This is a genomic window from Acutalibacter muris (assembly GCF_002201475.1).
GTDB lineage: Bacteria > Bacillota > Clostridia > Oscillospirales > Acutalibacteraceae > Acutalibacter > Acutalibacter muris.
Genome location: NZ_CP021422.1, coordinates 3,006,617 through 3,030,717 on the forward strand (window position 1 = coordinate 3,006,617; position 24,101 = coordinate 3,030,717).

General features: G+C 47.0%; 26 protein-coding genes and 3 pseudogenes. 21 read left to right on the forward strand and 8 right to left on the reverse strand.

Annotated features, from left to right (window positions below; translation table 11 throughout):
• Positions 1–2: 2 nt before the first annotated feature.
• The 18 genes and pseudogenes from ADH66_RS15320 to ADH66_RS15405 all read left to right on the forward strand — a co-directional run bounded on the left by ADH66_RS15320 (position 3) and on the right by ADH66_RS15405 (position 12,809).
• Positions 3–383: a hypothetical protein gene (locus ADH66_RS15320; protein WP_084384441.1), complete on the forward strand. Its 381-nt coding sequence runs from the start codon at positions 3–5 to the stop codon at positions 381–383.
• Entirely contained in the window at positions 383–643 is a 261-nt protein-coding gene (locus ADH66_RS15325) for a hypothetical protein (protein WP_066539013.1), read from the forward strand. The genes ADH66_RS15320 and ADH66_RS15325 overlap by 1 nt, the downstream gene beginning before the upstream one ends.
• Positions 644–647: 4 nt before the next feature.
• The gene (locus ADH66_RS15330) at positions 648–1,235 is read left to right on the forward strand and encodes a hypothetical protein (protein ID WP_066539011.1); all 588 of its coding nucleotides are present in this window, start codon (positions 648–650) and stop codon (positions 1,233–1,235) included.
• Complete coding sequence (locus ADH66_RS15335) at positions 1,219–2,019, forward strand: class B sortase (protein WP_066539009.1); 801 nt, start codon at positions 1,219–1,221, stop codon at positions 2,017–2,019. The genes ADH66_RS15330 and ADH66_RS15335 overlap by 17 nt, the downstream gene beginning before the upstream one ends.
• A 15-nt stretch (positions 2,020–2,034) precedes the next feature.
• Entirely contained in the window at positions 2,035–3,861 is a 1,827-nt protein-coding gene (locus tag ADH66_RS15340) for a VirB4 family type IV secretion system protein (protein WP_066539007.1), read from the forward strand.
• 479 nt (positions 3,862–4,340) lie between these two features.
• Positions 4,341–4,823, forward strand: a pseudogene (locus tag ADH66_RS21865) (CHAP domain-containing protein); the annotation flags it as partial.
• The gene (locus ADH66_RS15350) at positions 4,786–5,385 is read left to right on the forward strand and encodes a DUF6329 domain-containing protein (protein WP_066539003.1); all 600 of its coding nucleotides are present in this window, start codon (positions 4,786–4,788) and stop codon (positions 5,383–5,385) included. The pseudogene ADH66_RS21865 and the gene ADH66_RS15350, both read left to right, overlap by 38 nt.
• On the forward strand, positions 5,351–6,265 hold the full coding sequence (locus ADH66_RS15355; RefSeq protein ID WP_162288754.1) for a phosphoadenosine phosphosulfate reductase family protein: 915 nt from the start codon (positions 5,351–5,353) through the stop codon (positions 6,263–6,265). Before ADH66_RS15350 ends, ADH66_RS15355 begins: the two co-directional genes overlap by 35 nt.
• Positions 6,262–6,534, forward strand: coding sequence for a DUF6103 family protein (locus ADH66_RS15360; protein WP_066539001.1), 273 nt, complete (start codon positions 6,262–6,264; stop codon positions 6,532–6,534). Before ADH66_RS15355 ends, ADH66_RS15360 begins: the two co-directional genes overlap by 4 nt.
• Positions 6,531–7,550 (forward strand): amidoligase family protein, encoded by a 1,020-nt coding sequence (locus ADH66_RS15365; protein ID WP_257789534.1) that lies wholly within the window; start codon positions 6,531–6,533, stop codon positions 7,548–7,550. The genes ADH66_RS15360 and ADH66_RS15365 overlap by 4 nt, the downstream gene beginning before the upstream one ends.
• A 13-nt stretch (positions 7,551–7,563) precedes the next feature.
• Positions 7,564–8,160 carry a gamma-glutamylcyclotransferase family protein gene (locus ADH66_RS15370; protein WP_066538999.1) on the forward strand — a complete coding sequence of 199 codons (597 nt, stop codon included), beginning with the start codon at positions 7,564–7,566 and terminating at the stop codon, positions 8,158–8,160.
• Between the two features lie 12 nt (positions 8,161–8,172).
• Positions 8,173–8,568: a hypothetical protein gene (locus ADH66_RS15375; protein WP_066538997.1), complete on the forward strand. Its 396-nt coding sequence runs from the start codon at positions 8,173–8,175 to the stop codon at positions 8,566–8,568.
• Positions 8,569–8,731: 163 nt separating this feature from the next.
• Entirely contained in the window at positions 8,732–9,370 is a 639-nt protein-coding gene (locus tag ADH66_RS21150) for a hypothetical protein (protein ID WP_236757074.1), read from the forward strand.
• Positions 9,358–10,413, forward strand: coding sequence for a MobP3 family relaxase (mobP3, locus tag ADH66_RS20180; protein WP_066538994.1), 1,056 nt, complete (start codon positions 9,358–9,360; stop codon positions 10,411–10,413). The genes ADH66_RS21150 and mobP3 overlap by 13 nt, the downstream gene beginning before the upstream one ends.
• Complete coding sequence (locus tag ADH66_RS21870; RefSeq protein WP_084384438.1) at positions 10,341–10,577, forward strand: transposase; 237 nt, start codon at positions 10,341–10,343, stop codon at positions 10,575–10,577. Before mobP3 ends, ADH66_RS21870 begins: the two co-directional genes overlap by 73 nt.
• A gap of 5 nt (positions 10,578–10,582) precedes the next feature.
• Positions 10,583–11,725, forward strand: a complete 1,143-nt coding sequence (locus ADH66_RS15395) for a group II intron reverse transcriptase (protein WP_236757077.1) — start codon at positions 10,583–10,585, stop codon at positions 11,723–11,725.
• A 135-nt stretch (positions 11,726–11,860) separates the two neighbouring features.
• Positions 11,861–12,562 (forward strand): annotated as a pseudogene (locus tag ADH66_RS21155) (type IV secretory system conjugative DNA transfer family protein); the annotation flags it as partial.
• Between the two features lie 13 nt (positions 12,563–12,575).
• Complete coding sequence (locus ADH66_RS15405; RefSeq protein ID WP_330397591.1) at positions 12,576–12,809, forward strand: helix-turn-helix domain-containing protein; 234 nt, start codon at positions 12,576–12,578, stop codon at positions 12,807–12,809.
• Positions 12,810–13,147: 338 nt separating this feature from the next.
• Here the strand turns inward: ADH66_RS15405 and ADH66_RS15410 are convergent, their stop codons facing one another.
• The 5 genes from ADH66_RS15410 to ADH66_RS21160 form a co-directional block, all read right to left on the reverse strand.
• On the reverse strand, positions 13,148–14,455 hold the full coding sequence (locus ADH66_RS15410; RefSeq protein ID WP_066533705.1) for an IS4 family transposase: 1,308 nt from the start codon (positions 14,453–14,455) through the stop codon (positions 13,148–13,150).
• Between the two features lie 93 nt (positions 14,456–14,548).
• Positions 14,549–14,857: a hypothetical protein gene (locus tag ADH66_RS15415; protein WP_066538984.1), complete on the reverse strand. Its 309-nt coding sequence runs from the start codon at positions 14,855–14,857 to the stop codon at positions 14,549–14,551.
• 11 nt (positions 14,858–14,868) lie between these two features.
• On the reverse strand, positions 14,869–15,240 hold the full coding sequence (locus ADH66_RS15420) for a hypothetical protein (protein ID WP_066538982.1): 372 nt from the start codon (positions 15,238–15,240) through the stop codon (positions 14,869–14,871).
• A gap of 15 nt (positions 15,241–15,255) precedes the next feature.
• Positions 15,256–15,309, reverse strand: a complete 54-nt coding sequence (locus ADH66_RS21875) for a hypothetical protein (protein WP_407922933.1) — start codon at positions 15,307–15,309, stop codon at positions 15,256–15,258.
• A complete protein-coding gene (locus tag ADH66_RS21160; protein ID WP_236757079.1) occupies positions 15,288–15,614 on the reverse strand; it encodes a hypothetical protein in 327 nt (108 codons plus the stop codon). The genes ADH66_RS21875 and ADH66_RS21160 overlap by 22 nt, the downstream gene beginning before the upstream one ends.
• 655 nt (positions 15,615–16,269) lie before the next feature.
• Between ADH66_RS21160 and ADH66_RS15430 the strand changes: the two genes are divergently transcribed.
• From ADH66_RS15430 to ADH66_RS15440, 3 genes are read left to right on the forward strand one after another with little or no spacing between them, the layout of a single operon-like run.
• The gene (locus tag ADH66_RS15430) at positions 16,270–17,289 is read left to right on the forward strand and encodes an ATP-grasp domain-containing protein (RefSeq protein WP_157767221.1); all 1,020 of its coding nucleotides are present in this window, start codon (positions 16,270–16,272) and stop codon (positions 17,287–17,289) included.
• 2 nt (positions 17,290–17,291) lie between these two features.
• The gene (locus ADH66_RS15435; protein WP_066538976.1) at positions 17,292–18,215 is read left to right on the forward strand and encodes a UDP-3-O-(3-hydroxymyristoyl)glucosamine N-acyltransferase; all 924 of its coding nucleotides are present in this window, start codon (positions 17,292–17,294) and stop codon (positions 18,213–18,215) included.
• A 16-nt stretch (positions 18,216–18,231) separates the two neighbouring features.
• On the forward strand, positions 18,232–18,888 hold the full coding sequence (locus ADH66_RS15440; RefSeq protein WP_157767222.1) for a PIG-L deacetylase family protein: 657 nt from the start codon (positions 18,232–18,234) through the stop codon (positions 18,886–18,888).
• Positions 18,889–19,643: 755 nt separating this feature from the next.
• On the opposite strand, the pseudogene ADH66_RS15450 reads toward ADH66_RS15440, so the two are convergent.
• From ADH66_RS15450 to ADH66_RS15460, 3 genes and pseudogenes are all read right to left on the reverse strand, one after another.
• Positions 19,644–20,835 (reverse strand): annotated as a pseudogene (locus ADH66_RS15450) (IS256 family transposase).
• 448 nt (positions 20,836–21,283) lie between these two features.
• Complete coding sequence (locus tag ADH66_RS15455; RefSeq protein WP_157130667.1) at positions 21,284–23,206, reverse strand: GAP1-N1 domain-containing protein; 1,923 nt, start codon at positions 23,204–23,206, stop codon at positions 21,284–21,286.
• Between the two features lie 15 nt (positions 23,207–23,221).
• Positions 23,222–24,097 carry a TRAFAC clade GTPase domain-containing protein gene (locus ADH66_RS15460; RefSeq protein WP_157130666.1) on the reverse strand — a complete coding sequence of 292 codons (876 nt, stop codon included), beginning with the start codon at positions 24,095–24,097 and terminating at the stop codon, positions 23,222–23,224.
• Positions 24,098–24,101: the final 4 nt, after the last annotated feature.

Here is a 24,101-nt window from a genome sequence, read left to right on the forward strand (position 1 = left end):
CTATGAAAGATAATCTGGAACTGGAGCGTGGCGACATCGCCATCGACCGGGAGATGGACGTGGACTGTGACATCGGGCAGGAGATCACGGTTTATATCGAAACCTGGTTCGATGTGGACAAGAAATTCGGCGTCCACACCAGCGATGATGAGAACGCCTGGCTCAATATGTACGGCAAGTTCAACCCCTTCGAGGATATGCTCCGTATTGAGTGTGAGATCAGCCGGGAGAACGGCTCCTCATACTTTGACTACGAGCCGACCAGCGCTGAATCCCAGCTCATCAAGGACATGATCACGGAGAAAATCAAGGAAGAATATGACCAAACGCCCCAGGAGTTATGTGAAGAAATTACCGAAGGGCCGGTCATGGGAGGTATGTAATGACGACCTATTTATATCCGCAAAACCTGAAAGCGACAGCAAACCTCTGGCTGTGGAGCCTGCGTGACTTCGCCATCCTGTGCGTGGCGGCGCTGCTCTCGGTGCTGGCGCTGGTGCAGCTTCATTTTATGGTGCCTGCGGCGGTGACCCTGTGTTTCGGCTTTCTCACCATCCGCATGGAAGAAACCACAGTGCTGGACTTCTTGAAGTATGCCGTCCGCTATTTCATTTCCAGCCAGCAAATCTACGATTGGAGGTAACGACATGGGCAAAAAGAAGAAAGGCCGCTCGACCCAAGAACTCATGGGGATTCAGAATTTCACCAGATACGGGCTTGCCACCAACCGTGGCGAGCTCTTATTTTTTCTGGTGTCCCCCACCAATATCTCGGTGCTGTCCCATACCAATATCGAGATAAAGATTCGCCATCTCATGATGGTACTGTCTGCCATCCCGGATATTGAGATCACCTGCACGGACTCCTGTGAGTGTTTCGATGATAACCAGGCGTACCTGCGGGGACGGCTCCAGGAAGAAGGGAACCCGCTGGTGCGGCAGCTCTTGGAGCAGGACAGGGAGATGCTCGACCGGGCGCAGGCGGAGATGGCTACAGCCCGGCAGTTTCTGTTCGTCAGCAGGTGTAAAGGCATGAAAGCCGATCAGGTGTTCCAGGCTGTGAACCGCATTGAGAAAGTAATCTCGGAGCAGGGCTTTGAAGTGCGGCGCATGAGAAAAAGCGATATCAAGCGATTCTTAGCGATTTATTTTGATGCCAGCATGAACGGTGACCAGATGCCCGACACGGATGGCGGGCAGTTTTTTGAGGTGCAGTCCTATGAGCCGGAGGATTAAATTCGGCGTGTTCGCCTTTCTGCTGTCGGCTGTCCTCGTCACCTGTGGGGTGATGATTGGCAGGGAACTGCTCTCACGGCAGAAAGAAAAAGAGGATTTTGAGCAGCTTGCCAAGCTGGTGACAGTAAAAAAGCCGTCAACCTCGCCAGCACCATCTGCCTATCTACCTGCCAGTACCCCGCCAGGTAATTCGGAAATTTCAGAAGAAATACCTGCCGAGGATGAGCCTGTACTGGCCCGCGACCTGTCAGAACTATTCACCATGAATGAGGACTTCGTGGGCTGGCTGTGTATTCCTGAAACCGACATTAACTACCCTGTCATGCACACGCCGGACGATCCTGAAAAGTATCTGCGCCGGAATTTTCAGGGCGAGTACAGCGAGTCGGGTGTTCCTTTTTTGGATTCTCGGTGTGCATTGGACAGCGGCAATCTCATCATTTACGGTCATAACATGATGAACGGAACCATGTTCGCCGCATTGCAGGGGTATGTACAGGAGGACTTTTGCAAGGCCCACCCCATTGTAGAATTTCAGACGGCGGACGGCTGCGCGGAATATCGGGTGTTTGCTGTGGCCTGGGTCAAAAGTAATGATGATTGGTATAAGGCTGTTGATCTCAGCAGCGCGGAAGATTTCAACAGTGCTGTTGATAAAGTTATGAGCAAGGCGCTGTTTACCATCAACTCTGCACCTGAATATGGTGTTCAGATTTTAACTTTATCCACCTGCTACGACTCCGCCCACAACGGCAGATTGCTGGTGCTGGCGGCAAAATTATAGAAAGGTTGTGTGACTATGTCCAAGAACAAAAAGATGAATCCGGCCCAGCTTGAAGCTGTGCGTACAAAAGATTTCTTCGACTGCATCCTGCCGGGCTCCGTGCGCTTCATGAGCGATTATTATATCGTGGGCGACTCGTACCGTTCGGTGTGGGTAGTCCGTGAGTACCCACCCAGCACCGAGGAACAGGCGATCCTCTCCCCGCTTGCCGACCGCAGCGGGGTGACTTTGCGCATTTACCACAGGCTGGTGGAGCCTATGGAGCAGAGGAAGATTTTACAGAATGCCACCCGTAAGAACAAGCTCATGTCCGGGGGCAATGATGTCAATGAAACAATTGAGGCTCAGGGAAACCTCCAGGATGTGGTGGAGCTCCTCGCCAACCTGCGGAAGAACAAGGAACCTCTGCTCCACTGCTCGGTGTTCATCGAGCTCAAGGCACGGAATCTTGACAAGCTGAAGGAGCTCCAGAGCGAAATCAGCATGGAGCTGACCCGCTCAAAGATTTCCGTCGACCGCCTGACCCTGCGCCAGAAAGAGGGCTTCCTCTCTGTTCTGCCAGTGGGCGCGAATCAGTTCGGGGCGCAGTATGAGCGGGTGCTGCCTGCCTCCAGTGTTGCCAACCTGTATCCCTTCAACTTCTCTGGTAAGACCGACCCACACGGCCTTTATATCGGGCGGGACAAGTATGGCTCCAATGTGCTTGTCGATTTTGACCGCAGGGCCGAGGATAAGACTACCAGTAACATCCTGATTCTCGGCAACTCCGGGCAGGGCAAATCCTACTTGCTGAAGCTCATTTTAACAAATCTGCGGGAGTCCGGGAAGACCTGCATCTGCCTGGACGCGGAATCGGAGTATGAGGAGCTCACCCGCGCCCTGGGCGGCTGCTATATCGACTTTATGTCCGGGGAGTACACCATCAATCCTTTGGAGCCGAAAGCCTGGACGGATGGTTCCGGCGAGGTGGACGTTACTACCCCAGATGCGTTCAAAAGAGTGACTCGATTGAGCCAGCACATTGCTTTTTTGAAAGACTTCTTCCGGGCCTATAAAGATTTTACCGACGCTCAGATTGACACCATTGAAATCCTGCTCATGAAACTGTATGCCCGGTTCGGCATCACCGACAGTACCGACTACACCACCAAAAAGCCCTGCGACTTCCCCATCATGTCCGACTTTTACAAGCTCTGCCAGGAGGAATTCCACACCTACGACAGAGAAAGAAAATATCTCTACACCGAAGAAATGCTCCAGGAGGTGTGCCTGGGCATCCACTCCATGTGCGTGGGTGCTGAATCAAAATATTTCAATGGACACACCAATATCGTGGACGATAGGTTCTTGTGCTTTGGTGTGAAAGGGCTGATGGACACCAACAAGCGCCTGAAGGACGCCATGCTGTTCAACATCCTGTCGTATATGTCCAACGAGCTGCTGGGCAAGGGCAACACGGCTGTGTCCATCGACGAACTCTATCTGTTCCTCACCAATATGACCGCCATTGAGTATATCCGCAATGCCATGAAGCGTGTGCGGAAAAAGGATTCCTCCATTATTTTGGCCAGCCAGAATATCGAGGATTTTCTCATTCCCAGCATCCGGGAGTTCACGAAACCGCTGTTCTCTATCCCGACACACCAGTTTTTGTTCAACGCCGGGCAGATCAACCCCAAAGATTTTATGGACGCCTTGCAGGTTGAACCCAGCGAATTTGAGCTGATAAAATACCCGGAGCGGGGCACCTGTCTGTACCGCTGCGGCAATGAGCGGTATCTGTTGCAGGTGATTGCTCCCGATTATAAGTCCGCCCTGTTCGGAAAGGCAGGAGGGCGATGAGTGCGGCTCTCGGCGCAGCCCTGAAAAAGATCGCTGTTGCTCTGCTGTCAGACCCGAAAACACTGAAGAAAGTTGTCGGTATTGTGCTGACGTTGCTGGTGGCGGTCATCATGCCCATCGCGGCTGTGATTGCCATTTTCAGTACGGATTTTGAGATAGACGTGCCGGAATTCCAGCGGCTGGCCATCCAGAATCTGACCCCAGAGCAGCAGGCCGACCTGCAATTTATTGAGGACACCGGCAAGGAAATCCAAGCGGAGCTGACTGCCAGAGGGCAGGAAAAGAGGCTCAAAGAGGCGCTGGTACTATTTCTTTTTGCTCTGGGGGATTTCGCCCATGAGCCTGGCTTTGCTGCAAAGCTGGCTGGGTGTTTCACTAACGATCAGACCCATGCGGAACTCATTGTCGCTGTCAACGCAGCCTTCGGTACGGACATCGACCCGGACGATTTTGAGAAAATCATGTCTTTTGTGAACCGGCAGATCGTGGACGTGGCCCGGTCGCAGCTAGGTAATGTGGGCGGCGAACCCTATTGGAGCTGGTACGGTTTCCCCTCTCGCGTGGAATGGTGTGCCTGTTTTGTTTCCTGGTGTGCCGATCAGTGCGGCTATATCGACAGCGGCATTATACCACGGTTTTCCGGTTGCGAACAAGGCGTCAGCTGGTTTCAGGCCAGAAATCTATGGCAGGACGGCTCTGCTACGCCCACATCGGGAGCCATCATATTCTTCGATTGGGTGGAGGACGACGGTACCCAGGACGGCAGCTCCGACCACGTCGGCATTGTGGAAAAGGTAGAAAACGGCAGGGTGTACACCATAGAGGGCAACTCTGGCGACGCTTGTCAGCAGAACAGCTACCCCATAGGGTACTTTGAAATCCTGGGGTATGGTACGCCAAAATATGAATCAGGAGGTACGGAAAATGATAGTGAAAGTAACGCCCCAGTGGAGGGAACCTGAGATCCTTGCCCCACCCTGGGAGATCGTCCACACGGTGGAGCTGCCGCCAGGAGAATTCCGCAAATTTAAGGAGGATCTGCTGCAGCCCCAGCCCTTTATTATGGAACACGCCAATGAAATGTATATGGATAGTCATGGTATCACCCATGGGATGCTGGTGCTTTGTGAGGGGATTGATGATGGCATCCTTGTGAATTCCGAGGGCTTTGCCTACGCTCGGTACTCCGCCTACCTGTCGGGCACCCGGACATTATCCCTTATGAACCGCTATCCTTCCCTGCGAGATTTCTGTGTGCAGATGGATGGCTTAGTGGAGAAATACGTCCAGCAGGCATTGGCCGGGCAGGAAGATGGGAAGTTTTGTATCTCCTATAGCGACATCGACGTGGAAGTTGAGAAAGGCATATTTAATGAGGATTTGAGCGCCTTCGACTGGCGGCTGTTTCTGGATATGCTCTCGGAGCGCCCGGAGTTTGACGAGGTGGAGAATACTCCCAACGAAATATATTTCACCATCGCCCCGGAGTTTGTGGAGGAACAGACTCCGGGGATATCTATGTGATGTCACCATGCTGGTAGAGGAAACGCTCTTCGGCACCCATGACAAGGTACAGATCGCCATCGACCGGCTCCGTACCTTTGAGCCAACCGAGGGTTACTATCTGGCATTCAGCGGCGGCAAGGACAGCCAAGCCGTTTATCATCTATGCCGGGAGGCTAGGGTGAAATTCGACGCTCACTACAGCTTGACTATCGTTGACCCACCGGAGGTGATCTATTTCATGCGGGAGCATTACCCTGATGTTGCCGTGGAGCATCCTGGCATCACCATGTGGGATTTGATTGTGAAAAAAGGTATGCCGCCGACCCGCATGGCCCGCTATTGTTGCGACTACTTCAAAGAGAGGGCAGGCCGGGGGCGCATTGTGGTGACAGGTGTTCGCTGGGCAGAGAGCTCTCGGCGTAAAAACGGCTGGGGTGTGCTGGAGCTTAACAGTCACAGCAGCGGACGGGTCAAGCTCATGAACGACAACGACGAGGCCCGGCAGATGTTGGAATCCTGCGTGATGAAAAGTATGCACACGCTCAATCCCATCATTGACTGGCTGGAAGATGATGTGTGGGAGTATTTGGACTTGCGTGGCATTCCACATTGTTCTCTTTATGATGATGGGTACTCTCGGATCGGCTGCATCGGGTGTCCCCTTGCTGGGGCCAAGCAGATGCGCCGGGAGTTCGCCCGGTACCCGAAGTATGAGCAGGCATATCTCCGCGCCTTTGACCGTATGCTCCAGGCCAGGATCGATAACGGCAAGCCCTATTTGAAGTGGCACTGCGGGCAGGATGTTATGGATTGGTGGCTCAGAGAGAGCGGCCAATCAGTACCTGAAAATCAAATAACTTTTGAAGATATCTCAGCAGAAGGAGTTGATTTGTCATGAAGAAGGATTCTATTACAATCCCCTACGATGAGGAAAAACTGGCGGCCCTACGGCTCTATCTGGGACAGAAAAACCAATCTGTTGAGCAGGAAATGGTCTCTGCCGTAGATGCCCTCTACGCCAAAGCCGTGCCCAGCAACGTGCGTGAGTTCCTGGATCTGCGCTCCGGCATGGAGCCGAAAGCTGCGGAGAAACGCAAGCGTCCCAGGCCGCCTGCGTCCGATGAGCCTGCCCCCGCTCCCCTCCCGGAAAGCCGTGATAGCTTTTGAGGACACAAAAATTCGGTATTGAGATAGAAATGACCGGCATCACCAGGGCCGCAGCCGCCCAGGTGATCGCCGGTCATTTTGGTACCAACGCCATCCATGTGGGAGGCAGTTACGACACCTACACGGTGCGCGACAACGATAACCGGCAATGGAAAGTGGTCAGTGATGCTTCTATTCGCAGGGAGTCCCGGCGTGGTGAATCCCGAAATAGCGCCTACGCCGTAGAGTTTGTGTCTCCTATCTGCAAGTACGAGGACATCGAAACCATTCAGGAATTGATACGAAAATTGCGCTCTGCCGGGGCCAAGGTCAACAGCTCATGTGGAATTCATATTCACATTGACGCCAGTCCCCACGACGTGAAAACCCTCCGCAACATCGTCAATATCATGGCGGCGAAAGAGGATCTGCTCTACAAATCCCTCAAGGTGGACGTTCATCGGGAGCATTACTGCGCCAAGGCTGATACCCGCTTCCTGGATGAGCTCAACGCAAAGCGCCCCACGTCTATGGATACCCTGGAGTCAATCTGGTACAATGGACGGTCGGGCAGAAATTATCATTATGATGAAAGCCGGTACCATGGTCTGAATTTGCACTCCGTGTTCTCCAAGGGTACCATCGAATTCAGATTATTTAACTCTACGCTCCATGCCGGGGAGATAAAATCGTATATCCAGCTGTGCATGGCGATAAGCCACCAGGCGCTGGTGCAGAAGTCTGCATCACGCATCAAGACACAGAGCAGTAATGAAAAATACACCTTCCGGGTGTGGCTGCTACGTCTGGGGCTGATTGGTGACGAGTTCAAGACGGCCCGCCACCATCTGCTGAAGAATCTGGACGGAAATATTGCCTGGAAAGACCCTGACCAGGCCGAGGCTCAGAAGCAGCGGCTGGCTGAAAAGAGGCTGGCAGAGTCTGTTGCCCAGGCCATGGAACAGGCTCCTGCGCCGCCTGATTCAGCAGAAGAAATGGAACAGGAAGAATCAGAAGAACCTCGAATGTCTATATGAAAAGATGAGATAATTGGCTAAAAAATTGTATGTTGCCTACGGCAGTAACCTCAACAAGGGGCAGATGAAGTACCGCTGCCCCACGGCAAAATACGTTGGCTCTGGCGGGCTGCAAGGCTATGAATTGCAGTTCAAGGGCCGGGAGCGTTCGGCCTTTGCCACCATTGGCCGCAAGGATGGGGCCTCCGTTCCCGTAGGCCTCTGGGAGATTCAGGCCCGAGATGAACGTGCGCTTGATATGTATGAGGGCTTTCCCAGCCATTATTTCAAGCGGGATGTGCAGGTGCAGAGGGATGGCCAGGAGGTCGGCACCATGGTGTATATCATGAACCCACGCATGAATTTCAACCTGCCGTCCCCCAGCTACTACGCTACGGTGCATCAGGGCTACCGGGACTGCGGACTGGATACCGCTGCGCTGGAACAGGCTTTGCAGAGCAGCACCCAGCATTATTACAACGTTGCTATGATGTACCAGCAGTCCCTGTTCGATTATGACGAGGATGAGCCGGAGGAAGATGAGGATTTGGAGGACAAAGAAGATGAGTGGGAGGACGTGGACGATGATGAGGACGAGAGTGAGGGCTACGATTTTCACTTTCATATGTGAGGGGGCACGATGATGAATCGCGTCAAGGAAGTGAAAAAAGCGCTGGGTGCCGAGTATGTGTATCAGCGGTTTATGAGCGACCGGGAGGTGTCACGGCTACGGCGGCAGGTGTCTTTGCAGTTTGAGGACACCATCGCCGCCAGCCTGACCGTGGGCTGTATGAAGATAAATGCGGTGCTGTTTCAAGAGGACGGCTCCCTGCGACTGGGGTACGATGTGTACGTCAAGGACTCCCCCGACTCCTCAGAGTGGATTTGCTTTGACTGCCCCAGCGACCGCGCCAGCCTGAAAGAGTCCGATATGCTGGCCATGCTGGACAGGATCGTCAGCGAGAACGGACTCTCCTACACGGAGTGCTGCTTCGAGCGGGTGGAGGGCATTATGCCGCCGGACAAGAAAATCGGATAGGGCCTGCCATTGCTGTTGGCCTGTGTTGGCCCCTGTGTGGCCCCGTGTCGGGACTTGCGAGGCTGGGTCGGGAAAACACACGGCCCTGCACCGGAGAGGGCCGTGTTGGGCCAGCGTGGGGCTGGTTTGGGAAAGCCTCAGAATCACGGGTTATGGGGCGGGTTTGGCAAGGTCGAAAAGCAAGCGGGAGAAAGTAGGATGGGTTGCGCTGCACCCATCCTACGGCTCACTGCGCCCGGCAATGCCGGTCGCTTCGGGAGTTTTCGGGCTTTCGGTCATGCAAATTTTAGGGTGGGTTGCTGTCGGAGGTATCAACGGCATAGGGTGGGTTGCGATGCGGATAAAGCCCGGAATTACGCCATTTTCAGATAGGTTGCATGAGAAAGGAAGTGAAGTCATGCCAGCGCCGAAAGGGAAGAAGAAGTTTTTGCTATGGGCGTACCCAAGTACGCTGGAACTTGTCAAAAACAACTACCGTAAAGATAAAAGCAAGAGCCAGTCGGAGTTCATCGACCGTGCCATCCGATACTATGCTGGTCATGTTACAGCGGATGAAGACACCTCGTACCTGCCCAATGCACTTCTCTCTAATATGAAAAGCATTGTGGCTGAGAGCGACAACCGCCAGAGCAAGATGCTTTTCAAATTGGCAGTGGAGCTGGCCATGCTTATGAATGTGGTCGCTGCCAGCAGTGAGATCGACGAGATATCTCTTGCTCGGCTGCGCGGAGAGTGCGTCCAGGAGGTCAAGAGGCTTAATGGTAATTTCAGTTTTGAGGACGCCGTCGAATGGCAAAGTTAGTTACGAAGTTTAAGTTCTTGAAGCCGGGCGCTCGGCAGGGGCGTGGAGGGTACGCAAAGTATATCGCTACCCGTGATGGTGTGGAGAAAATTGATGACTCCAAAAGGTTCGCCCCTGTCAGTTGGAATCAGAAGCAGTTGATCAATAAAATTCTCCGCAATTTTCCTGACACTCGAGATATGCTCGAGTACGAGGACTACCAGCAGAAGCAGACGATAGAATCCGCCTCGGAATTTATCTCCCGTGCCATCGAGGACAACGCCGCTGCTGCGCTGAACGCTAAAACCTATGCGGATTATATCGCTACCCGCCCTCGCGCCGAACGGTTCGGTTCTCATGGGCTGTTCACGGATGACGGTGTACAAGTGAATCTCGCAAAGGTGTCGCAGGAGCTCAACGAATACGGCGGCAACGTGTGGACGGTAATTATTTCTCTCCGACGTGAAGATGCAGAGCGGCTCGGCTTTGACAATGGTTCCCGCTGGCGGGATATGCTCCGTACCCAGACCCAGGCGCTTTCGGAAAACCTGCGCATCCCTATGGGACACCTGAAGTGGTTCGCGGCTTTCCACAATGAATCGCACCACCCTCATGTGCATCTGATTGCGTACTCCACAGTTGAAAGTAAGGGATACCTCACCAAGCAGGGTGTGCAGAAGTTGCGTTCCTCATTGGCGAAAGATATTTTTGCGCAGGATTTGCTCTGCATCTATGAAAAGCAGACGGAGCATAGGAACCGGCTGCGCTCTGAGAGTAGAGATGTGCTTGCCGAAATCGTTTCGCAGATAAAAGCCGGAAGATATTCCAATCCGCAGCTTGAAGAATTATTGTTGCAGCTTGCCCGGCGGCTGTTCCGTACCAAGGGCAAGAAAGTATATGGGTATTTGAAAGTCGATGTAAAAGTGCCCCCTTCCCATCTTGAAAGACAGAAAAACAATTGGTATAATGGAAAGAAAAGGAGAGAAAAAAGATGGGAAACAAAAAAGGGAACGCGCCGCCGCGATACGATGAAAAATTCAAAGAGGGTGCTGTCCGCCTGGTAACAGAGCAGGGCCGCCCCAGCCGGGAGGTGGCGTCTGAACTGGGGATCTGCGTCGATACCCTGCGCAGCTGGCTGAAGGCTGCGGGTGCGCCGTCCCCTGGCCAAGCGGACCGGCAGAACCGCGAGGCGGAGTCATTTCCCCGCTATTATCCAATATCGTCCTAAACGAATTGGATTGGTGGATTTCCAGCCAGTGGGAAACCATACCTATGCGCAAGAACTATATCCGTATCCGCAATGATAATGGCGTAGAAGAAAAGACGTATGCCTACAAAGTCCTTCGGGAAAAGTCAAATTTAAAGGAGTGCTATGGCTTGCGCTATGCAGATGATTTCCGTATCTTTTGCCGGAAAAGGCAGGACGCGGAAAAGCTGTTTATAGCCACGCAGAAATGGCTTAAAGAGAGGCTGGGGCTGGATATCAGCCCGGAGAAATCCCAAATCGTCAACTTAAAACGGCGTTATTCGGAGTTTCTCGGCTTCAAAATTAAGGTCTGCGTTAAAGGCGAAAAGAACGGTAAGCCCAAGTATACGGTGGTCTCTCATGTTTCAGACAAGCGTAAAGAGAAAATCAAAAAGCGCGCCGCTGAGATGGTGGAAAAAATCAAGTTCCCTGCGGATAAGTTTGAAGAACACAAATTCATTATGGACTATAATTCCTATGTGATGGGAGTCCATAATTATTATCGCATAGCGACCTATGTAAGTCAAGATTTTGCGGAAATTGGCTTTTCGGTCAAACGGACTATGAAATGCAGATTAGGCCAGAGATTAAAGCGTGAGGGAAATCCTTTGCCCTCGTTTGGTCAGCAAATGTATGGTAAGAGCAGGCAGCTCCGCTATATCAGGGGGCTATTCGTCCTGCCGATATCCTATGTCCAGACAAGGCCGCCGAAACACAGATCTCGCGATTGGTGTGTATACACGCCTGAGGGCCGGGCGGCAGTCCATAAAGCGTTGGAGAAAGTAAACACTCCCATTTTGCATTATTTGATGGAACATCCTATAAGGAACGAGAGCATTGAGTACAATGATAACCGTCTGGCGCTCTATTGCGCCCAGCAAGGAAAGTGCGCGATAACGGGCAGGCCCCTTGAAATTGGCGATATTCACTGCTACCATAAAGTCCGCAGGGCTGAAGGCGGCAATGACAGTTACTCAAATCTCATTTTAATTTGCAGGGATGCGCACATCCTGCTTCATGCAATGTGGGAATCTACCATAGAACACTATGTGGAAAAGTTGGCTCCGAACGCTAAGCAAAAGGACAAACTGAACCGATTAAGGAAGCGCCTGAATCTTGACCCAATCTAAAAACTTGGTTGTTGAAAAATCGATACTTTATGGAAATTCCATAATACGATGGAACGCCGGATGAGCGGAAACTCTCATGTCCGGTGTGAAGCGGGGGAAAATCTGGAGATGATTTCAAATGATTACCTATCGCTATTTCCAAAGATTGAATCAGCAGAAATGATGTTCTCAGCCTCCCGCTCCCGCCGCTTGCAGATTGTACCCATCATCCAGTCCTTCGCCCAGCTAGAGAAGAACTACGGCAAGGAGGGCGCAGAGATTATCGTAGATAATTTGCAGGATATCATCTTCGGCGGTTTTGCACCCAACAGCAGCTCTGCCGAGGTGCTGTCCAAGGCGCTGGGCAGCAGAACGGTCATGTCCGGCTCAGTGTCCAGGAGCAAAAATGGTCCCAGCCAATCTCTGCAAATGATTGAACGCCCGCTCATGACGGCAGATGAGTTGAAGTCCATGCCCAAGGGACAGTTTGTGGTAATGAAAACCGGATTCCATCCTATGAAGGTAAAACTCAAATTATATTTTGAATGGGGCATTCAGTTCAACGAGGATTACTCTGTTCCCGAGAATGGCAACCGCAAAGTTGCTTATGCAGAGAAGAATGAACTGCTCCAGGCCATTGTCCTTAAGTATCATCCCGACTGGCTAAAAGAGGACGATAATATGTCTCCAGAAGATACCTCTTCTAGTGGCCAGGAAGAAAAATCATCCACGGAAAACCAACACAAGCACCCTTCACGAAAGAAGAAACCCGATGCCGGTAAGGGAAAACCCTTCAAGACAATTGCACCCCATAACCGGGATATAGAAACAGAGGATATCCAAGATGGGACGGTATGATTTTCTATACAAAATGGATTTGCAGCACCGGGCCATGGCAGTTTATATTTACCTTGCGGATCGGTCAAATAAGAACGGCGAATGCTGGCCAGCCATCCCTACTATTGGTAGGGAGTTGAAACTATCACAGTCTACGGTTCGTAGGGCCTTGAAGGATTTACGCAAGGTGGAGTTGGTAGAAACTGAACAGCGCTATAGGACAAAAGGCGGGAAAAGCAGTTTGCTTTTTCGTCTCAAGAAGATGTGATAGAAAAGCACCTGCCGCCAAGGAGCCTTTGCGCACTTATGGTGGCAGGTGTCTCCTATCATGGTGACAGGTGCAAGGAACTACCCACTTTATAAGAGCGAACAACAGAGAAGAATGATATGGCCCCTCCTATTACATCGCTTGACTTCTATCCTTGTATCAGGCCAGGATTTTACGGAAACCCCATTGTGTTCGGCGTCGGCCTGTCAGTCCAGGACAGCACAAATTGCGCGGACCACATCAATCCGCTGAACAAAGGCACTGGGACTGGTTACCCAATTATTGAATTCAGGGGAGTCGGTCAATGCCATTAAGTTAAGCGCCGCCAAAGATCCCGGCTATCGTGCCGGGAGATAAAACCAAGAAATCCGATTACCCGAGGAAACAGGTCTCTGGAAAGCCCGTCCCCGCCTTACTGGAAAGCGTTTCCTGTAAAGCAACCCTTCCAGTTCTCGAAAAGGTTTCCGTAAGAAAGCACAGCAGGCAAAGACAGCATCGGAAAAATTGAGGCGCTGCTTTTGTTTTGTCTTGTGGCAGGAAAGCTCCACGTTCCAGGCTGCTGCCTGTGCAAAGTTAAAAATCAGGAAAGCAGCAAAAACCTCCTGTAAAATAAGTTCTGGAATTTTGGAGTGGAGATGAATGAGCGCCACTGAATATTTCAGGCTGCGGAAAGATGTTTCGATGCCCCAGCGTTTGGCGTAAAGAGCTTTCAAAGTTTCGGGCGGAAATTGATTTTTATTCAGATTTGTCAGGAAGGTTTCCGTTTTTCCATTGCAGAAATTTACGCGTACGATACGGAAAGAAAGCCGGTAAAAGCCAACGCTTTCTGCAGGCAGGAAATCGAAAACACGCTGACTTGTAAGCTTATAAAAATCTGCCGGAACAGGGATATTTCTTGTTTCCAGTTTTCGTTTTGTGAGGCGCCCCAAAGTGAGGCTTGCGGGTATATCAAATTCGGGAAAACAAGGAAGCTTTACACCAAAAACCGAATCCCTTTCCTTCAGGCGGAGGACATATTTCCAGCCCCGGTTTTCCAGATGCGCCAAGTTGTTCAGGGACGCATAGTTCCGGTCGGCTAAAAGGATAACCGGCTCTGAAATCCGCGAACGGTCTGTCATTTCACACAGAGCTTTGCCTTCATTTTTCTCGTGTTCCTTTTGGACAATTAAGTCTGTATAAATGCCGTTTTCCAAGTCAAAAAGAGCGTTTATCAGGTGCTTGTTCCAACCGTGCTGGCGGTCTGTTCCGGGCAGATAAGAAAGCAAATCTGCAGGGTATGCTGATGATTTCAAGGACATTCCATCCACTGCCAGCAGCCGATATCCCCGGTACTTCTTTTCGGGGGTAAGTGAATTTGAAAAGCTGTGAAATAAGTCCTCCAAGGCTTTAGGCAAAAGCTTTTTCCGCTGCTGCACAAAAGCGGAGGCAGAGGGTGTTTTTTCTTGAAAACGGAAAGCTTTCATGAGATTTTTGCCCACGCTTTCACAGCTCATGGTAAGCAGCAGGAGAAGGATTTTTTCAAAATCCAGCGCCCTGCGGCGGGTGAAATCCCGTCCTGGCCGGCTGGCGTAAATTTGGGGATTCTTTCCCATTTTCCTTACCTGAGACAGCAGCTTTTTTCGTAAGTTTTTTGCGGTTTGTTTCATTTTATAAGCCCCTTGAAGTTTTTATTTTTCAAGGGGCTTCGCCGCATATTTTTCTTATTTTGTCAAGGGCTTTTTGCCGATTTCTTTATCTTTTTACAAAATGCTTAACTTAATGGCATTGGGGGAGTCGGTACAGTTCGCCAGGATACGGAAGGCCAACTCTTGCGGCACCGACCATTCAAGTCCGGACGTATGCGTGGCGTCGAGATCATACAGTGCGTTGATTTCATTCGCGCTTACATAGCCATTGCCCAGCAGGAACAGGACGGACAGGCCCGTATCAGAATCGCTCTTGCACAGCGTGTGGCCATCAGCAAAGGTGTAAGAAGCAAACGTTTTGCCAACTTTTACCGGGTAATTTTTGATTTCATCCGAAAGCAGCCGGTAACTGACCGCGCACACCTGGGCAATGGTCAGCTCTTCGTTGGGCAGCCATTGGCCTTTGTCATTCCTCTGAAAAATGGGTGGGCTATCTCAGTGTTAGGCTTATCTGGTACCTCCACTTTCACCTCGGGCACCTGGCCCCTGACGGTACTGAGGTTGCCGCCCTTGAGGTTGGCGTAGTTTGTGAATGTCCCGCCGCCTGCATCGTTCTTGAACTGCACCTTGAACTGAACCGTAGCAGAGGTCCCGGGCCGAATATCACCAATGTCCATAGTCAGGGTCATTCCGTTAAAACCCCACTTGGCGCTCCCCAGGGGGCAGTTTACGCTGTTGATATAAACGGTATCGTCCAGTAGCACCATGAGGTCGTCATAGTCGCTCAGGGTGTCGACGGACTTCACACCCGTCCAGGTTTTCTAGGTGTTGTTGGTTGCCGTGATGGTATAGGTCACGGATTCACCAGGGGACACGAACGTTTTGTCCACCGTCTTTTGCCGGTCACCACGCCGAACACATCCAGCCCGGGCGGGGTTTCTGGATTCAGAATCTCCACGCCGGGGTCGGCGGCGGTGGGGTTGCCGTCGGGTCTGTTCGCAATCACCGTGTTATACACAGTCGTGCCTGTGGCCATATCCAGCACCCGCACTTCAAAGGTGACTTCCTTGGACTGCCTGGGTTTCACATTGCCCACGGGGATTTCCAGGGCTCTGCCGTTCAGAATGAATTCCGTGCTCTTGTTATCCACGTTATGCAGGCCGATTTTCACTATTTTCACCCAAAAACTCACTTGACCACAGGGCTCATAATTCATCTAAATCACCTTTTGGGGCATTACTGTCAATGTGGTTTGTGACATTGTGCCGTCCCACCGTGCTCAGTATTTCCTTCTCTGTTATTGAAATCTATCAATGACAAGCCAAAGGCTTCCGAAACACGCTGTGGAGTGCCGACAGCCATGTTTGCACAGATGTATTCAATATCTTGAAGACATGCGATGTTTATATGAGATGGGTCTACTAGCATTTGATTCCAGCCCATTACCCTGCATAGATGGACGATGTTCTCGAAAAACTGTAACGGTCTACCTCCCTGTATAGGCAGTCCCGGTGTCCGATGGAATTCTCACAGAATATCTCCGTCTATTTGGGAAAAGACTCAGAATACTCGTAAATAGATTTAGAGTGAACCCACAATGCGAATCAGAATATCCACGGTTGCGTTGCTACAACCATGTTTCTCGGTGAACCTGTCACTGGAATCGCTGAGAAATCATTGGGATTATGAGTAGTGTGTTGTAGAGATATTATAATTTGGAATTTACAAAAAAATAAGGAATAAATCTGGCAAATGTATTGATTTTTATGTCGAGAAGTTGTATAATAGAATTGAAATAACATCAAAATAGTCAAAAATAAAGGTCGCATACGATTGTGAAAATAAATGTTTTAGTTACTGCAGTAGGCAATGCTGGAGTTGGAAGTCAAATAGTAGAAGCGCTTAAACTTTCAAATCTGGAACTAAATATAGTTGGAACAGATATATCCAATTTTTGCATACCGCAACTGAATAAATTTTATAAAGTCCCCAAAGCAACTGATCCCGATTATTCAATGGTCATAGACAGAATTATTTCGGAAAATTCTATACACGCTATTTTCCCGAATTCGAGGGCAGAAATTAAGTTTTTTCTTTGCAATCGACAAAAATATGAAAATAGGGGAATAGGCATACCTCTAAATAGTGAAAATATACAGGAGATTTGTGAAAACAAATATCATCTATTTTCTTATTTGTCTGAAAAAGGTATTTCTGTTCCTAGATTTCTCAAAATAAACAAAATTGAAGATTGCTATAAAATCTCTTTTTTTCCTGTGGTTATTAAGCCAAACATTTTAGCTAGTGCTTCTGAACATGTATATATTGCTTTTGACGTAGAAGACGCAATTTGCTATACCACAGTAATGTTAAAACGAGGGTTGGATATAGTCGTTCAAGAATATGTTGGTGACATGAATTCTGAATATACTATAGGTGTTACCAGCGATAATGCTAGTAATATTTTAGGTACAATAGTTATACACAGACTATATTATTCGGCCATTTCGTACAAAAATAAATTTAGAATAGGCGATAAAAGTTATGCCATATCTTCTGGCATTACTCAAGGAGAAGTAGTGCAAGATGAAAATATTGCTCTTCAAGCACAGAACATTGCGCAATGTTTAAATTCATGTGGTCCATTGAATATACAAGGAATGGTTGTTAATCGACAATTATTGCTCTTTGATGCTCATCCTACAATTACTGGAAGTGTCTCCATAAGAGCTTTGGCCGGATATAATGAACCTGAAAATTTTCTTAGAGAAAAAATTCTGGGGCAGGTTTCAAGATATACATATAGGAACATTCAAGTAATGCGAAAATTGATTTCGGAAATTAAGGGAGAGTAAATATGGATGTAAAAGATATTTTTGACTTTTTAAAATCGCTGCACCTAGAATATAGAGTAGTGGGAAAGGGAAATTTCGCACTTAATGGTGTATGCGCACTTAATCAGTTACATAATGAATCCTTGACATGGATTAGAAATCCAGATATGGAAAAAATTACAGGAATAGAACAATACCATAATATGTGTGTTATATTGCCAGGGACAAAATTGCCGAATACAATTCACAATATATACATTTTTGTTGAAAATCCTCATTCTGCTTTTTTTGAAATAGTTAATAGTTTTTTCGCAAAAAGGCAAGAAAAGGGTCAGTATATAGAAAATGATAGCGTGGTATTATCATCCTGTATAGGTAAAAATGTTAGCGTTGGACATCATTGTTATACCGGCAAAGATGTGATATTAGGAGATGATGTAGTCATTGAACACAATGTTATTTTGGAGGGTTCAGTAGAAATTGGCGCGAGAAGTACCATAGAAAGTGGTGTTGTTATTGGGCTGTGTGGCTTTGGTCATTATAAAGATACAAATAATGTCTTCAGAAGAATCCCTCATTTAGGGGGGGTTATAATAGGTGAGGACGTCTATATTGGGGCCAATTCAACAGTAGCCAGAGGAACAATTGCAAATACCATTATTGAAGATCATGTTAAAATAGATGCTAGATGTCATATTGCTCACAATGACATAATAAAACGGGGCGTTATGATAACAGGTGGCGTTGGGATAGCGGGTAGTGTAACTGTTGAAGAAGATGCATGGATTGGTCCAAATAGCACAATTAATAATGGATTAATAATTGGAAGAAATAGTTTTGTCGGGATTGCAAGTGTTGTGACAAAAAATGTTCCTGAAGGAAAGGCTGTTTTCGGAGTTCCTGCTAGGATTGTTAAAGACAACACTCCCAATGTATATACAACCTAATATGAAGAATTTGCATATGAATAATAAAAAATTGTTAGTTATTATGGCACATCCTGACGATGCTGAATTGTCTTGTTACGGAACCATTAGAAAGTATATTGATGAAGGCTATGAATGTTATATATCAATTGCTAGTAATGGTATAAATGGAAATAGTAGCTCCCAAAATTGTGATAGGATATCAGAATCAAAGCAGAGCTTTTTTTCACTTCCGGTTCACTTTGTTACTTTAGATTGTATGGATGGGTTTATATCATTTGATTTGAATTTAGTAAAAAAAGTGAGTAACATTATTTGCGAAATTAGGCCTAATGTCGTTATTACCCATTTTCCGGATTCGTTTGGATGCGAACATCAAGATCATACGGCAATAGGTAAAGCTGTGACAAATGCAGTTGTAAGATATTCAACTAATTTAGAAATGTTTCTGTACGCTGAACCAATGTATCCTTTTTTCTCGTCCTTTAAGTGGAATTACATAGTAGATATTGACTTGTATTATAAAGAAAAAATAAAAGCTTTGCAGGCACATGAGTCACAGAATGGAAAATTTTATATGACAGAACAATTTCAAACTAGCAGAATGACCAGAATAAGTCCTTATTTAGGAACTATAGGTTCAGACAAAAACTGCAAATTTGAGTTGTACTATTCAGCATTAGGTATCTTCTAATATCGATGTGGGGAAAGGAAAATCAAGATGGTTTCAAAAAAATATGAGCCGTATCTACTTAGCGCGTATCAGCAGATTAACGAACATCATAGATTCCAAACCCAACAGAACAACCAGACTATTACATTTTACATTGTTTTCATAAGCTTTTTTATTGGTTTTAGAGATTCACTTTCCATATTTGATGACATAATTGTTAATTTCATATACATATTTGTGATAGTAGTTGGATGAATTGTGATTCTGAATATGATCCAGCTTCGCATATGGCAACTTAAATATGCAACCGCAATTCAGCTTGTTGGCAGTATGTTTATATCGGATATTCTGATTGATAGCTTTTCATCGTTTAATCAATTTATTGATTCGTTTGAATGTCGAAGTAAAACTAAGCATAGCTTGTTTGCTGCACTAACTAATAAAATGATTTGGGGCTGCACAATATTATCATTAGCACCATTTGCAATGTACTTTACTTTTTTGCGTTCAAAGTACGTTTTTTGCCAGAACATAGCATTTACTATAATATTTTTTCTCGTTGTTTTTTTCTATGTTCTTTGGGTATATCTTACATTTAACAAGCGAGTTCAAGCTACAGGCAATCGTGGAGAAAAACTATGGATTTTAGATTATATAAACTACAACATTTAAAAACTTGATCCAAAACTGGCACAAAAATACGCTTGAAGCGTAAATCCGGGGGTAATGTCAAGAGTTATGCGCAAAAAGTTTAGCAGAGTCTGGACAAAATGAAGTCAGTCCGCAATAGAGGTGTCTTCAAGAACGGTCTCTAAGTGATTCATATTCATGTACTTCTTGTTGCCCCACTGAGTACCAGCCACGTGGCGGAGTCTGGCGCAGACGAGCATGAGAGCAGAATTGCCATCCGGAAAAGCGCCCACCACCCTGGTGCGGCGGCGGATCTCCCGGTTGAGCCGCTCAATGACATTGTTCGTGCGGATACGAGTCCAGTGTTCGCTGGGAAAGTCGTAGTAAGCCAGAGTCTCCTCAATGCCATCCTCCACTTTCCTTGCGGCCTCTTTCAGTTTCATGGCACGAAGCTCCTCCACGACTGCTTTGGCCTTCTCGCGAGCTGCTTTTTTGCTCTCCTGAGCGTGGATAGCTTTCAACATCTTCGCCACCAGTTTCACCTTGGAACGAGGCGTTACAGAGAACACATTGCGGTAGAAATGGACGGTACAGCGCTGGTATTTGGCCTGAGGGAACACCTCTCCCACGGCCCCCAGCATCCCAAGGCATTTGTCTCCAACCACCAGCTTTACGCCACCCAGACCACGACCACGGAGCCACTGAAAGAAACTGACCCAACTGGCCTTGTCCTCCTTCATGCCCTCTGCAGCGCCTGAAACCTCCCGATATCCGTCCTCATTCACAGCAATCGCCACCAAAATCGCCACATTTTCATACTCTCAGCCCCAATTGCGCCGCAGGTAGATGCCGTCCACATAAACATATGGATATTTGCCGCCCTGCAAAGGCCGGTTCCGCCAATCTTCGATGTGAACGTAAGCCTTCTTGTTCAGCTCGCTGATGGTGGCCGGAGATACCTTGCTGCCCCACAGAGCCTCGGTAATATCCTCCACACGGCGCACAGAGACGCCTGCCAGGTACATCTCGATGAGGGCCTCTTCCACGCTGCTCTCCCGTCGGCGGTACTGCTCTATGATGGCAGTTTCAAAAGAGACGCCCTTGAGACGGGGCACATGGAGTGTGACATTGCCGGATGTGGGTAGTAAGGTTTCGGTCGAAGTGCCCGCTACGGTACCCCTGGCAGACCTCGTTTCGCTCGTAGCGGGCTGCCTGGGTCAGTTTCTCCGCCTCCTGCTCCAACAGCTCATTCAGCGTTTCTTCCACGCTGCCTCGAACCATTTCCTTTAATTGGCCCTTGATTACTTCCTCGTTTAGCTGTACAATTTTCTCAGACATGGTTTGTAGTCTCCTTTCAGAATGCTGGGTGGTAACTTCATTCTACCAGAACTCCTGCAAACCCTGTCTCTTTTTTTGCTCTATTTTTTGCGCAACTTATTGTACCTTATCTAAAAGATTTGCGCAAAGCTGAGTTGCTGGAAACAAAGCAACGGTATCGCGCTACGGGCGATAAGAGCAGTCTCCTTTCCGTCTAAAAAAATGATAGAAAGCACCTGCCGTCAAGGGACAATCGTGCTTTCTTGCAAGCAGATGCCATCCGTTATGTCAAACGGTATTGAAGATTCACGATTTAGAATAAGAGAATAAATGTGGAAACCTCTATCGCTAATTCAGCCGTTGCGTAATGTCATAACTTTATTACTGCATTGGGAATCAATTCGTTTATCTCAACAGTACATTGGAATAAGCAAATTCAAAAGTGCTAAAATCACAATTAGTTTTTCAATTAAGTGACCGACTCTATTAGCGCCACTATATATCCTTTTTCATCTAATGCTCTGCGGATACGCAAACATCTATCCCAGGCTTGATAATCTTCAACCTGAGGAAGAATATGCTGAAAACGACTCCAAACACCTGAATTCATAGTATTATTCTTTGCCTCTCGATATACAGTCCCGACAACATCTCGTACAAAGTCATCATCAAAATGGTAAGTTGTACAAAAAACTGCTGGAAAAAACTGAATTGCAATATCTACTTGCCTACAGATTGAAGTTTCTTTCTTGAAAAACTCTTGGTATAAGCTTATCCATCTTTCTTTCTTTACACATTGCGCAAACCCTTCACCGTTCATGTCAATTTGTAAGAACAATTCCTGTCGCCAGTTTGACTCCGGAAGACTCAGAATTCTATCTAGCAGCAGATTTGGATCTTTAAGAAGAATTGGTGTCCAATTTCTCAGTTGGTCTTCGCCGATTAATCTGGCAAAACATATGGCATCGTATAGCAATGGTAACAACGGATTGCCCAAAACTCTGTACATATCTTCTGCAATATTCTCGACATCTGTCTGCAGGATAAGAACTAGCAATTTCTTAATGAGCTCCGGTTCTAAAGTTCGACCAATGGCGCAAAGAATTTCTTGCTGAAAATCTCTTGGTTGTTTCCAGATATCTGGACAAAGTAGCATGTTATAATTCTTACGGATTAATACAAAACATATATTGCTATCCATATGACTCACAACTCGAAGATGGTTGGGGGAAAGCTCATGAATAATATCCTCTACTAATTCACAAATCTGTACTGGAAGTGAACCGACAATATATCGCTGCATATACGGATATAATTTTTCGGGAGTATTATGTATGATTTTGCATTTTAGCTTTTTTATCCAATCCTTTTGAGGCCATAGATGTTTCATTTCAATAATCTCCAAAAGTTGATATTCCTGATTGATAAAGACCTCTGGAAAGAACGTATTATCCAGCAACAGTTCCATAGTTTTTTGCGAAAGCGGTTGACTTGATTTAAACAACATGCTGATAGATTCAATGTATTCAGTCAGGGAAATCTCCATCTCACCAATCAGTGCAAAATAGAGCCTAGCGAAATGATTATAGCAAGTAAATGTCATGTACTCTGTTCCATACTGACGGATAAAGCAATATAAGTCTTGCAGAGTATCTTGCAATAGTGCCTGCATATAACACTGAATCCAGTATGGATATTTCTCGATAGAAGAAAACTCTTCACATACCATTATATTGGAGTAGTTCCTTGTCGGTATATTCCTAACTGCATTTGGTATGATTTGATATTGAAAAAGTGAGTCTCCGTACTTTCTGACATCATAAGACATGGTACAAAATGTAAAAGTGCTCAAAATTTCCTGAGGCAAACTACACAGCACCATAAATAGTTCACTCTCAAAGCAAGTAGAATTTGAATTCGCTATCACACATTTTGATGTTGCTGAAGCACATATCGTGAAAATTGCATACTGGAGTCGCTGAAAGTCAAAAGAAGGAAACAGTTTCACGCCCTCAGCAGGCAATAAAATCCGACATAAGTAGTCTTGGAAACTCGAACTTACAGGACGCTGAAAACTAGATATTAATCTTGAAAGATCAGATATCTGGCCCAAATCTTTCGTATTAAAAATCAAAGAATGTGTCCAGACACACCCAGGCCGTATCATTTCACTAGCATACCAAGTCTTAGAAATCACATATTTGTTTCCATTTTCTATAGGATATCCTGTATAATAATTAACAAATCCCTCGCCGCTGTGTCGTCCACTGAGATCACTTAATTCATCCATCCTCTTGCGATCTGGTAATTCTAAAGCACATGATGAAGCAAGTAATTGGTGCCCATTGGCATATCCGTGTAGGGTTTGTTCTGCATAGATAGTCTTTCCCATATTGTCATCCTATCATCAATTAAGTAATAGTAAGCATGAAAGGTCTCGAATTTCTTTATTGTCCGGAGTTATTACTCTTACGCGACTTCCAATATCGTCTCTTTCCCATCTTTTTAATTCATCTTCGTTTGTGAAATCAAATCCTTGAGCGCTCACTCCCCAGATTTTACCATCAATTTTATCATAATTGGTTTGAAGAAACTGAGAGAATAATGGAAGAATTTTTTCCAAACACTTAACTGGTGTTCGATCACTCGGACTCAAACGTTTTTCAACAGAATCCCATGCTGAAACAACAAAATTGATCCTACTTCGTTTTTTAGCAAGAAACATCACACATTGCAATAGCTCTACCAAATCTGATTGAGTTATCTGTGCCTGTTTCTCCAACGTCCCTTCGATTGAATATGCCTTGCTTTCTTGAATAATCTCCTTACTATACCCTTTAGCAATCATCTGGAGGGCACTTTCTTCTTTTAATGAGATCCGACGTTCCTCGGAAATAGTATCACAATTTATAAAAAACAAAAACATATCTGCCAATTGTATGGAATCTGCAAAATCTTTTTTAATCTGCCGTTGCTTTACGAGATCACGAAAGATCTCTCCCGATAAATCTGGTATGTGCAATTTAATTGACTGTTCATAATTATTATATAGCCGTATTTCTAGCCAATCTTCTGCCGTTTCAATAGTTCTACCTACAGGTTGAAAACAAGTAAAATTGTCAATCGCTTGCTGTATTTTTTCTATTCCAGTTGGAAGATCTGCATTATCAAGATGCAATGCTGTTTTCGTTTTATTCATAGTGAGCATATGTACCAAGGATGCTAAATAAGTAGTTTTCCCGCTTGCTGGCATTCCAATCATTAAGCAAGTACAATCTTCCACACAT

Coding starts and splice junctions, on each gene's coding strand:
- ADH66_RS15435 (WP_066538976.1), top strand. CDS start 17,292: ATGGATGTAAAAGATATTTTTGACTTTTTAAAATCGCTGCACCTAGAA.
- ADH66_RS15330 (WP_066539011.1), top strand. CDS start 648: ATGGGCAAAAAGAAGAAAGGCCGCTCGACCCAAGAACTCATGGGGATT.
- ADH66_RS15335 (WP_066539009.1), top strand. CDS start 1,219: ATGAGCCGGAGGATTAAATTCGGCGTGTTCGCCTTTCTGCTGTCGGCT.
- ADH66_RS21870 (WP_084384438.1), top strand. CDS start 10,341: ATGGGAAACAAAAAAGGGAACGCGCCGCCGCGATACGATGAAAAATTC.
- ADH66_RS15405 (WP_330397591.1), top strand. CDS start 12,576: ATGGATTTGCAGCACCGGGCCATGGCAGTTTATATTTACCTTGCGGAT.
- ADH66_RS15320 (WP_084384441.1), top strand. CDS start 3: ATGAAAGATAATCTGGAACTGGAGCGTGGCGACATCGCCATCGACCGG.
- ADH66_RS15410 (WP_066533705.1), bottom strand. CDS start 14,455: ATGAAACAAACCGCAAAAAACTTACGAAAAAAGCTGCTGTCTCAGGTA.
- ADH66_RS15340 (WP_066539007.1), top strand. CDS start 2,035: ATGTCCAAGAACAAAAAGATGAATCCGGCCCAGCTTGAAGCTGTGCGT.
- mobP3 (WP_066538994.1), top strand. CDS start 9,358: ATGGCAAAGTTAGTTACGAAGTTTAAGTTCTTGAAGCCGGGCGCTCGG.
- ADH66_RS15325 (WP_066539013.1), top strand. CDS start 383: ATGACGACCTATTTATATCCGCAAAACCTGAAAGCGACAGCAAACCTC.
- ADH66_RS15440 (WP_157767222.1), top strand. CDS start 18,232: ATGAATAATAAAAAATTGTTAGTTATTATGGCACATCCTGACGATGCT.
- ADH66_RS15375 (WP_066538997.1), top strand. CDS start 8,173: ATGAATCGCGTCAAGGAAGTGAAAAAAGCGCTGGGTGCCGAGTATGTG.
- ADH66_RS15360 (WP_066539001.1), top strand. CDS start 6,262: ATGAAGAAGGATTCTATTACAATCCCCTACGATGAGGAAAAACTGGCG.
- ADH66_RS15350 (WP_066539003.1), top strand. CDS start 4,786: ATGATAGTGAAAGTAACGCCCCAGTGGAGGGAACCTGAGATCCTTGCC.
- ADH66_RS15455 (WP_157130667.1), bottom strand. CDS start 23,206: ATGGGAAAGACTATCTATGCAGAACAAACCCTACACGGATATGCCAAT.